The sequence below is a fragment of the Streptomyces sp. NPDC054847 genome (assembly GCF_053610925.1).
This window is the reverse complement of the sequence record NZ_JBSGZJ010000210.1, coordinates 1-11,824: the sequence shown is the minus strand read 5'-3', so window position 1 is coordinate 11,824 and position 11,824 is coordinate 1. Positions and strand designations below refer to the sequence as shown.

Sequence of the window (11,824 nt, the reverse complement as noted above, 5' to 3'; positions counted from 1 at the left end):
GCGCGGCGGGCCGACGCCGAACGTTCACCCGGGCCTGGGAACATCCACCGGTGGACTACCCGAACGACCAGGCACCCGGCGCTCCCGTCCGCTCCGGCATCCCGGAGCACGGACGCATCCCCAAGTACTACGCGGTCAAGGCCCGTATCTCCGCGCTGATCGACGAACTCGGCGAAGGCGGCAGGCTGCCTCCCGAACGCGACCTCGCGCCGCGCTTCGACGTCTCCCGTGAGACCGTCCGCCAGGCACTGCGCGAGCTGCTGCTGGAGGGCCGGCTGCGCCGGCAGGGCCGCGGCACGGTGGTCGCCGGTCCCAAGCTGGAGCAGCCGCTGTCCCTGGCCAGCTATACCGAAGGCGTCCGCAGGCAGGGGCGCAGGCCGGGCCGCCGCCTGACCACGCTGGACCGCTTCCCCTGCTCCGCGGCGCTCGCCGCGGAGATCGGCGTACCGCGCGGAGAACCGGTGTGGCACATGGAGCGCGTGCTGCTCGCCGACGACGAGCGGGTGGGACTCGAGAGCACGTACGTCGCCGTGGCCCGGGTGCCGGACCTGGACACCGACTTCGATCCCGACTCGTCCTTCTACGCCTACCTCCGCGACCGGCTCGGGATCTCCTTCGGCGACGCGGACGAGCGGATCGAGACCGTCCTCGCCACGCCCCGGGAGGCGCTGCTCATCGGCACGCCGCCCGCGCTGCCGATGCTGCTGCTCCACCGGGTCTCGCGGGACACGGCCGGTGAGCCGCTGGAGCGTGTGCGCACCCTCTACCGCGGTGACCGCTTCAGCTTCACCACGCGGCTGGACCGGGGCGCCGGCGAGGACTGAGCGGACGGCCGGGGCGCGCGGCCGGCACCCCGTCCCTCAATGTCACGAGAAGATAACGGGTCTGGTCCAAGTTTGGGTGCCCGTTCACCGTCCCGTCGCCGCACGGACCGGGGCAGGACACCGCCCACCGCGACCGTTCGAGGCGTGAGAGTCATCGTCGTAGGAGCCGGCGTGGTGGGAACCATGCACGCCTGGCACGCAGTGGAACGCGGCCACGAGGTCGTACAGATCGAACGGGAGAAGGAGGCCAGGGGCGCGAGCCTGCGCAACTTCGGGCAGGTGTGGGTCAGCGGCCGGGCCGGCGGCGAGGAGCTGGAGACCGCGCTGCGCGCCCGCGAGCTGTGGGAGGAGATCGGCGGCCGGGTACCGGGCGTCGGCTTCCGGGCCAACGGCTCGCTCACCCCCGTCCGCACGGACGCCGAACTGGCCGTCGCTCAGGCGGCCGTCGCCCGGACGGACGCCGCCGCCCGCGGCTATAAGCTGCTGACGCCCGCGGAGGCCCGGGCGGTCAATCCGGCACTGCGCGGCGCTTTCACGGCGGCGCTGTACTGCGAGCGGGACGCCGCCGTCGAGCCGCGTACCGCGCAACTCGCCCTCAAGGAAGCGCTGCTGGCCTCCGGCCGCTACACCTTCCTCGGCGGACGCGAGATCCGCGACCTCGTCGGCGAGCACGGCGTACGCGACGACCACGGCGATGTGCACACCGGGGACGCGGTCGTGCTGTGCCCCGGCGCGGCACTCTCCGGCCTCGTCCGCGAACTCGTCCCGGACCTGCCCGTACGGCGCGTCCGCCTCCAGATGATGCAGACCGACCCGCTGGGCGAGCCGCTCACCACCTCCGTCGCCGACGCCGACAGCTTCCGCTACTACCCGGCGTACGACTCCGCGGCCCTCGACGCCGCCCAGCCGCAGGCGCCGGTCGCCTCCGAGCACCGGATGCAGCTGCTGATGGTGCAGCGCCGGGACGGCGGCCTGACCATCGGCGACACCCACGAATACGAGCACCCCTTCGCCTTCGACACCGTCGAGGAGCCGTACGAGCACCTCACCGAGGTGGTCGAGGGCTTCCTCGGACGGCGGCTGCCGAGGATCCGCCGCCGCTGGGCCGGTGTGTACGCGCAGTGCACCGACACCGCCCGTGTCGTCCACCGGCAGCAGGTCCGCGACGGCGCCTGGCTGGTGACCGGGCCCGGCGGGCGCGGCATGACCTGTTCGCCGGCGATCGCCGAGCGCACCGCGAACGAACTGGGCTGGTGAGGAAGTTGACGTCCCTGAACCTCGTCGTACTGGACATGGCCGGTACGACCGTCGCCGACGGCGGCCTCGTCGAAAAGGCCTTCCGGCTGGCCGCGGAACGCCTCGGCGAGGACCCGGCCACGATGATCGACCACGTCAGGGCGACGATGGGCGAGTCCAAGATCTCCGTCTTCCGCCATCTGCTCGGCGACGAGAGGCGGGCACAGCAGGCGAACGCGGCCTTCGAGCATGCGTACGGCGAGCTCGTCGACGGCGGGCACATCGCGCCCGTGCCGGGCGCCGCCGAAGCGATCGCACGGCTCCAGGGCCAGGGCCGGACCGTGGTCCTGACCACCGGGTTCGCCCGCGTCACCCAGGACGCGATCCTCGCGGCACTGGGCTGGCAGGACCTCGTCCCGCTCACGCTCTGCCCGGCCGACGCCGGCGGCCGGGGACGCCCCCACCCGGACATGGTGCTCGCCGCGTTCCTGCGGACGGGCGCCGTGGACGACGTGCGACGGACGGTGGTCGCGGGCGACACCTCGTACGACATGCTCAGCGGCGTGCGCGCCGGGGCCGGTGTCGTCGCGGGCATGCTGACCGGCGCGCACGGCGCTCCGGCACTGCGGGCCGCGGGCGCGACGCACGTCATCGGCTCGGTCGCCGAACTGCCCGGACTGCTCGCACGGGTGGAGCGCGCGGAATGACCGGCACCACCGCCCCGGTCCGCATCCGGTCCGGCATCCGCTTCGACTCCGTCTCCGTCGCCTACGGCGGGAACACGGTCCTCGACGCCCTCGACCTCACCGTCGAGCCCGGCGAGGTCATGGCCCTGCTCGGCCCCTCCGGCTCCGGCAAGACCACCGCGCTGAGGGCCGTCGCCGGCTTCGTCCGGCCGGCCGCCGGGCGGGTGTTCATCGGTGACCGCGACGTCACCGACGTGCCGCCGCACCGGCGCGGCATCGGGATGGTCGTCCAGCAGTACGCGCTCTTCCCGCACATGCGGGTCAAGGACAACGTGGCCTTCGGACTGAAGGCCCGGAAGACGCCCAAGCGGGAGATCCCCGGCCGGGTCGCGGAGGCGCTGGAGCTCACCGGCATGGCCGCGTACGCCGAGCGGCATCCCCGTGAGCTGTCCGGCGGGCAGCAGCAGCGCGTCGCCATCGCGCGGGCGCTGGCGATCCGGCCGGACGTCCTGCTGCTCGACGAGCCGCTGTCCGCGCTCGACGCGCAGCTGCGGTCGGGGATGCTCGCGGAACTGGCGCGCCTGCACCGCGAACTGCCGGACGTCTCGATCCTCTACGTCACCCACGACCAGGTCGAGGCCCTGACCCTCGCCGACCGGATCGCGGTCATGGATCAGGCACGGCTGCGGGACTGCGGCACGCCGCAGGAGCTGTACCGCAGGCCGCGGACGCACTTCACGGCGTCGTTCGTCGGCAACGCGAACCTGCTGCCGGTCCGCGTGGTCGCGGGCGGGGTGTCCTTCGCGGGCACGGCCCTCGCGGTGGCCACCGACCGGGCCGCACCGGGCGCCCACGCGACGCTGTGCGTACGCCCGCACCTGGTGGGCCTGGGGGAGGGGCCGAACGCCCTTCGGGGCACGCTCTCGGAGGTCCAGTGGCGGGGCGCCACCCACCGGCTGTACGTGGACGTGGCCGGCCATCGGGTGAAGGCGGACCTGCGCGAGCTGCGCGATCCGCCGGAGCTGGGCGCGGAGGTGACGCTGCACTTCGCGCCGGAGGACGCGGTGCTGCTGGGGGCGGGGGTGTCCGATGCGTAGCGCGTCCTCGCCGGCGAGGACGCCGTCCCATGCGGCGCCCGCCCCCGCCGGAGCCGCGGGGGGTGCCGCGCCCGTGGCGGCACGCGCCGGGACCGGGGGCGGCCCCGCGCCGGCGCCACGGCGGCGTCGTACGGGCGTGCCCGCCTGGGTATGGGTTCTGCCGCCGGTCGTCGTGCTGGGCCTGGTGTTCCTGTACCCGCTCGCGCTCGTCGTCCGGGAAAGTCTCGCGCCCGGGGCCTACGCGGACGTGCTGGCCTCCGAGGCGTTCCGGGACGCGCTCGTCACCACCGTGTGGCTCGCCGTCGGAGCCACTGTCGGGTGTCTCGTCCTCGGGTTCGTACTCGCCCTCGTCATCGCCTTCGTGCCGTTCCCCGGCGCCAGGGCGGTGGCCCGGTTCGTCGACGTGTTCCTCTCCTTCCCCTCGTTCCTCATCACCCTCGCCCTGCTGTTCGTCTACGGCACCGTGGGCATGGCCAACGGGATGTGGACCGACGCGACCGGGGCCGCGGAGGGGCCGTTCCGGTTCCTCACCACCCCGTGGGGCGTACTCCTCGCGGAGATCACGTACTTCACGCCCTTCGTGATGCGGCCGCTGCTCGCCGCGTTCTCGCAACTGGACACCGCGCAGCTGGAGGCCGCCTCCTCGCTGGGCGCGCGGCCGGCACGGATCGTGCGCCGGGTGATCCTGCCCGAGGCGCTGCCCGCGCTCGCCGCCGGCGGCTCCCTCGTGCTCGTGATGTGCCTCAACGAGTTCGGCATCGTCCTGTTCACCGGGGCCAAGGGCACAACCACCCTGCCGATGCTCGTCTACAGCAAGGCGATCCTCGAGTCCGACTACGCGGCGGCCTGCGTCGTCGCCGTCGTCAACGTCGCGCTCTCCGTGGGTCTTTACAGCCTCTACCGAATGGTCAGCCGCCGTGTTGGTGCATAGCCGCACGGGGAAGTGGGCCGCCTGGGCGCTCTTCCTCGTCCTCTTCCTGCCGCTGTTCGCGCTGCCGCTGCTCGTCGTCGTCGCGGCGTCGTTCGCCACCAACTGGTCCGGAGCCTTCCCGTCCGGTCCGACCGCGGAGCACTACGCGTCCGCGCTGCGCGGCGAGTCCCTCCAGGCGCTCACCACCAGCCTGGTCACCGCCGTGACCGCCAGCCTGCTCGCGCTGCTCCTCGGCAGCTGGGCGGCGCTCGCCGCCGCGTCCCTCAAGGAGCCGGCGCGGAAGGCGGTGGACGCGCTGTTCATGCTGCCCGTCGCCGTGCCCTCCGTCGTGGTGGGCCTCGCCGTCCTCGTCGCCTTCTCGCAGCCGCCGATCCTCCTCAACGGCACCCGCTGGATCGTGATCCTGGCGCACACCGTACTCGTCACCGCGTTCGCCCACCGGTCGGTCTCCGCGGCGATCCGGCGCCTCGACCCCGTGTACGAACAGGCGGCGGCCAGTCTCGGCGCCCCGCCCCGGTACGTGCTGTGGCGGGTGCGCCTGCCGCTGCTGCTGCCGTCCCTGAACGCTGCCGCCGGGCTCTGCTTCGCCCTGTCCATGGGCGAGTTGAGCGCCACGATGATGCTCTACCCGCCGGACTGGCTGCCCCTGCCGGTGCTGGTCTTCACCGCCACCGACCGCGGCTCCCTGTTCACCGGCTCCGCCGTCGCCGTCGTCCTGATGGCGGCCACGCTGCTCGTCCTGCTCGCCGTCTCCCGCGTCCGTACCAAGGCATCCTTCCGCTAGGAGAAGCACACGTCATGCGCAAGAACCTCCGCCCGCTCGCCGCCGTCACCGGCAGCCTCGCCCTCGTCGCCGCCCTCACCGCCTGCCAGGGCGGCTCCGCGGCCGCCGACGAGAAGACCGTCACCGTCTACAGCGCCGACGGCCTCAAGGGCGAGAACGGCGACGGCTGGTACGACCGGGTGTTCAAGGACTTCGAGAAGGAGACCGGCATCCGGGTCGCATACGTCGAAGGCGGCTCCGGCGAGATGGTCCAGCGTGCCCTGCGCGAGAAGCGCAACACGCAGGCCGACGTCCTGGTCACCCTGCCGCCGTTCATCCAGCAGGCCGACTCGAAGGGGCTGCTCCAGGCGTACGAGCCCGAAGGCTCCGACCAGGTCGGCGACGGCGACAAGTCCGGCGACGGCAAGTGGACCTCCGTCGTCAACAACTACTTCTCCTTCATCTACAACAAGAAGGAGCTGAAGGAGGCGCCGAAGACCTGGCAGGAGCTGCTGGACGGGAAGTTCAGGAACAGGCTCCAGTACTCCACCCCCGGCGTCGCCGGGGACGGGACCGCCGTCGTCATCAAGGCCATGCACGACTTCGGCGGCCAGGAGCCGGCCATGGAGTACCTGGAGAAGCTCCAGGCCAACAACGTCGGCCCGTCCTCCTCCACCTCCAAGCTGGCGCCCAAGGTCGACAAGGGCGAACTGCTCGTCGCCAACGGCGACGTCCAGATGAACTTCGCGCAGTCCAGGTCCATGCCCAACCTCGGCATCTGGTTCCCGGCCGGGGACAGCGGCAGGCCGACCACCTTCGCCCTGCCCTACGCCGCCGGCCTCGTCACCGATGCCCCGCACACCGCCAACGGCAAGAAGCTGCTCGACTTCATGCTCGCCCGGAAGGCGCAGCAGCAGGTCAGCGAGATCGGCGGCGGCTTCCCCGCCCGCAAGGACGTCGAGCCCGTCGACGCGAACGCGACCGCGCTGGCCCGGCTGATGGAGGGCGTCGACGTGTTCGAGCCGGACTGGAAGTCCATCGACAAGAACCTCCCCGCGTACATCGACGCCTGGAAGTCCGCGACCGGTGGCTGAGAGTTCACCGCATCGCTCTGGCGACCCGCGCCAGATAGCGAAAAGATAACGGGTACGGACCAACGCCCCTGCCTGGCAGGGGCGTTGGCGTGCGCGTGCCACCTTCCCGACGAACGCCGACCTCTCGACGGAGGAACCCGTGCCGATCAACGGCATCTCCCGCCGCACCGTCCTCGCCGCCGGCGCCGCCACCGCGGCGACCGCGGCCACCACGACACTCGCCGCCGCCACGGCCCACGCGGCCGCACCCACCCTCCCGAACGGCACCAGCAAGGACAAGGTGCTCGTCATCGGCATGGACGGGCTGCGCCACGACCGCATCGACGCCGCCGACGCGCCGCACCTCAAGGCGATGATGGCGAACGGCACATACGGAACGTCCCTGCTGTACGCCCAACCGATGGCCGCCACCTCCTCCGGCCCCGGCTGGTCGACCATCTCGACCGGTGTCTGGCCCGACAAGCACGGCGTCAGGGACAACACGTTCACCGGCAAGAACTACGGCCGCTACCCGGGCTTCCTGGCCCGCCTCGCCCAGGTGCGGCCCGAGCTGTCGACGTACGCCGCCGTCGACTGGAAGCCGCTGGACACGCAGGGCACGGTCACCCCGGGCGCCGACGCCAAGCTCGTCCTGGACGGCGACCGCGACGGCTACACCGGCCACGACGCCACCATCGCCACCGAGACCGAATCGATCCTGCGCCACCAGAACCCGGACGTCCTCTTCGTCTACTTCGGCCAGACCGACATCGTCGGCCACAACTCCGGTGCCGCGAGCAGGGCGTACCTCGACGCCATCGCCGTCCAGGACGGCTACGTCGGCCGGCTGTGGGCCGCCGTCAAGGCCCGCCCCTCGTACGCCACGGAACGCTGGACCGTCATCGTCGCCACCGACCACGGCCACCTCGACGCGGGCGGTCACGGCGGCAGCGCCATCGAGGAGCGCCGCACCTTCGTCCTCGCCCAGGGGCCGGGCATCGCCGCCGGGGCGCGCCCGGTCGACACCCGGCTCGTCGACGTCGCAGCGACGGTCTTCAAGCAGCTCGGCATCACCCCCGACCCGGCCTGGGCCCTGGACGGCAAGCCGGTCCAGGAGCGCTCGGCCGACCCCTTCGACTCGCTGTACTCCTCGCTTGCCACACGGGTCGACGAGACGGGCATCCCGGCCGGGACCACCGGCTTCACACACACCCCGCCCAGTGGCTGGTCCGTCGTCAACAACGCGATGGGCACCGGCGGCACGACCGAGTGGCGCGGCTGGGCCTTCGCCACCGACGAGTTCTGGTCCCGGACCCAACGCGACCAGTCGCGTGAGCTCAACGTCCGCTCCCGCGGCGTCTTCGCGGTCGCCGACTCCGACGAATGGGCGGACAGGTCCTTCTCCGGCACGTACGACTCGACCCTGGTCGGCCCCGCCTACGACGTCTCCGGCGCGAGCAGGGTGACGCTCTCCTTCACCACGCTCTACCGGCACGAGGGCGGCCAGACCGCACGGGTCCTCGCCTCCTTCAACGGCGGTACGCCGACGCTGGTCAAGAGCTACACCGCCGATGTCCTGTCCCAGCCGCAGTCGCTCGCCGTGGACGTGCCTCCCGGCGCCTCCAGCGTGAGTTTCCGCTTCCACTACACGGGCGCCAACAACTGGTACTGGGTGATCGACGGGGTACGGATCCGGACTTCCTGATTAGGCTGGGGGCGTCGCCACAGCGCAGTCGCGGCGCCCCAGCACGCACGATCCGTACGGCAGGAGTCCGTCTGATGGCAGAGCGCAAGCCGATCGAATCCTGGCTCACCGACATGGACGGTGTCCTCATCCACGAGGGCGTCCCGATTCCCGGCGCCGACGCCTTCATCAAGAAGTTGCGGGAGACCGGGAAGCCGTTCCTGGTTCTCACCAACAACTCCATCTACACGGCCCGCGACCTGCACGCACGCCTGGCCCGTATGGGTCTCGACGTGCCGGTGGAGAACATCTGGACGTCGGCGCTGGCCACCGCGCAGTTCCTCGACGACCAGCGGCCGGGCGGCACCGCCTACGTCATCGGCGAGGCCGGGCTGACCACGGCGCTCCACGACATCGGCTACATCCTCACCGACCACGACCCCGACTACGTGGTGCTCGGTGAGACCCGCACCTACAGCTTCGAGTCGCTGACCAAGGCGATCCGGCTGATCAACGGCGGCGCCCGGTTCATCTGCACCAACCCCGACAACACCGGCCCCTCCGCGGAGGGGCCGCTCCCCGCGACGGGCTCCGTCGCCGCGCTGATCACCAAGGCGACCGGCAAGGACCCGTACTTCGCGGGGAAGCCCAACCCGCTGATGATGCGGACCGGGCTGAACGCCATCGGCGCGCACTCCGAGACCAGCGCGATGATCGGCGACCGGATGGACACCGACGTGCTCGCCGGGCTCGAGGCCGGCATGGAGACCTTCCTGGTGCTCACCGGTTCCACGACGCCTGCTCTGGTCGACCGCTACCCGTTCCGGCCGTCCAAGGTCGTCGACTCGATCGCGGACCTCGTCGACCGTATCTGAGCAGGTCAGCGACGTCGGCCGGGAGCGGCGGCCGGTCCTGCGGATGCGGAAACGACCCAGACGCGTGACTCTGGCGGTATCAGGAGGTTCACGATGCGTACTGGTTCCATAGCTTTCCGTGTGGCAGGGGTGGCCGCCGTGCTGGTCATGGCGCCCGCGACCGCCGCATTCGCCGGCAACTCCGTGAAGGCCACGGTGAACCCCGCCGCCACCCGGCCAGGCGGCGAGGTCGAGATCCGCGTCGTGGGCTGCCGGGACAGATCCGGCGCCGCCCGGTCCCACGCCTTCGTCGGCGACGCCGAACTGTCGGCGAAGGGCGGGCACGGCTGGCTGACCGGCAGGGCGAAGGTGAGAGCCGACGCCGAGCCCGGCACCTACGCCCTGCGGGTCACCTGCGACCTCCGCGACCACCGGGACGCGGGCAGCGTCCAGGTCGAGCGCCACCCGCACCGGCCGTCCCACCCGGCGCGGCCGTCGCAGCCGTCGGAGCCGAGACCGTCGCACACCCCCGGGTACGAGGAACCGCCGGACCGCCCGTCCCCCGGCGCGCCACCGCCCCACGAATCACCCGTCGCCCCCGTACGGGCGGGTGGCGGCGGCGCCGCCGTGCTCGCCGCCCCGGTCTCGACCGTCGACGCGGAGGACGCCGGGCCGAGCACCCCGCAGACCGTCATCGGCCTCGCTCTCGCGGGTGTGGCCGCCGTCGCCGTGGCCCTGCGCAGCGCCCGCCGCCGCCGGCGGACGGGCGCCGACTAGTCATGTCCGGCGCCGACCGTCCCGCGCCCTCGTCCCCCACCCCCGGCAACGGCCGGCTCGTCACCGGAGTGGCCTGGGCGGTGCTGTTCCTCGGACTGTGGCTGTGGGGGAGCGAGGCCCCGGGCGCGCACCTCGGCAGCTCCGCGCCGACCACCGGCGACATCGCCGCGGTGGGCCGCCCGCCCGGCATCCCGATGCCCGCCCCGCACCGGCCGATCGACGCCGCGGAACCCCGGCGGGTGTCCGTTCCCGCCGTCGGCATCGCCGCGCCCGTCGTGCCGCGCGGCCTCGACGCCGCCGGAGCGGTCGACCCGCCCCCGTTGGAGACGCCGCAGACCGTGGGCTGGTACGGCGACGGCACCGAGCCCGGGGAGCCCGGCGCCGCGCTGCTCGTCGGACACGTCGACACGGAGACGAAGCCCGCCGTGTTCTACGGGCTGAGCGCCGCCCGGCCGGGCGAGAGGATCGAGGTGACCCGGGCCGACGGTTCCGTCGCGGAGTTCACCATCGACGACGTCAAGGTCTTCTCCCGCGACCGGTTCGACCCGCAGAAGGTCTACGGCCCGCGCCAGGAGGGCCGTGCCGAACTGCGTCTCATCACCTGCGGCGGGACCTTCGACCGTGCGGCCGGCACCTACACGGCGAACGTCGTCGTGTACGCGTATCTGACGGGCGTCTCCGCGGCCTGACGGACCGCTCTGGCACGCGGCCGGCGGCGCGTGGCGGGCGCTCGTCACGGTATGCCGACGAGAGCGGGCGGACCTGAGGAGCGCCGCCCCGTGTGTGCCAGGATGGATCGACCGGTCCTGTCCGGGGGGACCCACGGGACCGGACCGTACGCACTGTGCACCAAGGGGGAGTGGATGTACCGCAGTTTGGTCGGCCTGGGTGCCCGGACGGGCGCGTGCCTGGCCGCCGCGGGAGCGGTGCTGCTGACGGCGGGCTGTTCCTCCGACGGCGACGGCGGCAAGGACGACCGGCCGGTCGTCAGCCAGCAGCCCAAGGGCGACGACCCGTTCTGGGTCAACCCGGACGGCAAGGCGGCCCGGCAGGTCGCCGCCTACCGTGAGAACGGCGAGACCGAGAACGCCGAACTGATCAGGAAGATCGCGGCGCAGCCGGCCGGCGAATGGATCGGCCCGGACGATCCGGAGGCGGAGGCCGAGGGCATCACAGAGGCGGCCGCGAAGGCCGACCGGGACGCCGTGCTCGTCCTCTACAACATCCCGCACCGCGACTGCGGCCAGTTCTCCAAGGGCGGCGCCGCCGACGGGAACGCCTACCGGGCATGGGTCGACAGCGTCGCCAAGGGCATCGGCGACCGGCGGGCCACGGTGATCCTCGAGCCGGACGCGGTGCTGCACCTGGTGGACAGCTGCACCCCGCAGGAGTTCCACGAGGAGCGGTACGACCTGCTCAAGGGAGCCGTGGAAAGGCTGAAGCGGCAGCCGGGGGCGAAGGTGTACCTGGACGCCGGCAACGCGGGCTGGTCCAACCCGGACGCGCTGTACGAGCCGCTGAAGCGGGCCGGTGTGGAGCAGGCCGACGGTTTCGCGGTGAACGTCTCCAACTTCTACCCGACCGACGCCAGCAAGCAGTTCGGCAAGAAGCTCTCGGAGAAGTTCGGCGGGAAGCACTTCGTCATCGACACCAGCCGCAACGGCAACGGCCCCTACACGGAGGGCGATCCGGCGGAGAACTGGTGCAATCCGCCCGGTCGTGCGCTGGGTGAGCCGCCGACGACCAAGACCGGCGACCCCCTCGTCGACGCCTATCTGTGGGTCAAGCGGCCCGGCGAGTCCGACGGCGACTGCAAGGGCGGCCCCAAGGCGGGCGACTGGTGGCCCGAGTACGCGCTCGATCTGGCCCGGAACACCAAATAGAGATACGGGAGGGCCC

At 72.3% G+C, this 11,824-nt stretch carries 12 protein-coding genes; all 12 read left to right on the top strand.

Annotated elements, in window-relative coordinates; all coding sequences use genetic code 11:
- Positions 1-50: 50 nt before the first annotated feature.
- The 12 genes from ACWGH4_RS20785 to ACWGH4_RS20730 all read left to right on the top strand — a co-directional run bounded on the left by ACWGH4_RS20785 (position 51) and on the right by ACWGH4_RS20730 (position 11,808).
- Entirely contained in the window at positions 51-824 is a 774-nt protein-coding gene (locus tag ACWGH4_RS20785; protein ID WP_453462910.1) for a GntR family transcriptional regulator, read from the top strand.
- A 144-nt stretch (positions 825-968) separates the two neighbouring features.
- On the top strand, positions 969-2,081 hold the full coding sequence (locus ACWGH4_RS20780; protein ID WP_453462907.1) for a TIGR03364 family FAD-dependent oxidoreductase: 1,113 nt from the start codon (positions 969-971) through the stop codon (positions 2,079-2,081).
- Positions 2,078-2,767 (top strand): phosphonatase-like hydrolase, encoded by a 690-nt coding sequence (locus ACWGH4_RS20775; RefSeq protein ID WP_453462905.1) that lies wholly within the window; start codon positions 2,078-2,080, stop codon positions 2,765-2,767. Before ACWGH4_RS20780 ends, ACWGH4_RS20775 begins: the two co-directional genes overlap by 4 nt.
- Positions 2,764-3,843: an ABC transporter ATP-binding protein gene (locus ACWGH4_RS20770; protein ID WP_453462902.1), complete on the top strand. Its 1,080-nt coding sequence runs from the start codon at positions 2,764-2,766 to the stop codon at positions 3,841-3,843. The genes ACWGH4_RS20775 and ACWGH4_RS20770 overlap by 4 nt, the downstream gene beginning before the upstream one ends.
- Positions 3,836-4,774 (top strand): 2-aminoethylphosphonate ABC transporter permease subunit, encoded by a 939-nt coding sequence (locus ACWGH4_RS20765; RefSeq protein ID WP_453462900.1) that lies wholly within the window; start codon positions 3,836-3,838, stop codon positions 4,772-4,774. Before ACWGH4_RS20770 ends, ACWGH4_RS20765 begins: the two co-directional genes overlap by 8 nt.
- Positions 4,761-5,558 (top strand): ABC transporter permease, encoded by a 798-nt coding sequence (locus ACWGH4_RS20760; protein ID WP_453462898.1) that lies wholly within the window; start codon positions 4,761-4,763, stop codon positions 5,556-5,558. The genes ACWGH4_RS20765 and ACWGH4_RS20760 overlap by 14 nt, the downstream gene beginning before the upstream one ends.
- A gap of 14 nt (positions 5,559-5,572) precedes the next feature.
- Positions 5,573-6,631 (top strand): 2-aminoethylphosphonate ABC transporter substrate-binding protein, encoded by a 1,059-nt coding sequence (locus tag ACWGH4_RS20755; protein ID WP_453462895.1) that lies wholly within the window; start codon positions 5,573-5,575, stop codon positions 6,629-6,631.
- 139 nt (positions 6,632-6,770) lie between these two features.
- The gene (locus ACWGH4_RS20750) at positions 6,771-8,315 is read left to right on the top strand and encodes an alkaline phosphatase family protein (RefSeq protein WP_453462892.1); all 1,545 of its coding nucleotides are present in this window, start codon (positions 6,771-6,773) and stop codon (positions 8,313-8,315) included.
- 74 nt (positions 8,316-8,389) lie between these two features.
- Positions 8,390-9,169, top strand: a complete 780-nt coding sequence (locus ACWGH4_RS20745) for an HAD-IIA family hydrolase (RefSeq protein ID WP_159691710.1) — start codon at positions 8,390-8,392, stop codon at positions 9,167-9,169.
- Between the two features lie 93 nt (positions 9,170-9,262).
- A complete protein-coding gene (locus tag ACWGH4_RS20740) occupies positions 9,263-9,925 on the top strand; it encodes a hypothetical protein (RefSeq protein WP_453462889.1) in 663 nt (220 codons plus the stop codon).
- 2 nt (positions 9,926-9,927) lie between these two features.
- Positions 9,928-10,614, top strand: coding sequence for a class F sortase (locus tag ACWGH4_RS20735; protein ID WP_453462887.1), 687 nt, complete (start codon positions 9,928-9,930; stop codon positions 10,612-10,614).
- 174 nt (positions 10,615-10,788) lie between these two features.
- Entirely contained in the window at positions 10,789-11,808 is a 1,020-nt protein-coding gene (locus ACWGH4_RS20730; protein ID WP_453462884.1) for a glycoside hydrolase family 6 protein, read from the top strand.
- Positions 11,809-11,824 lie beyond the last annotated feature (16 nt).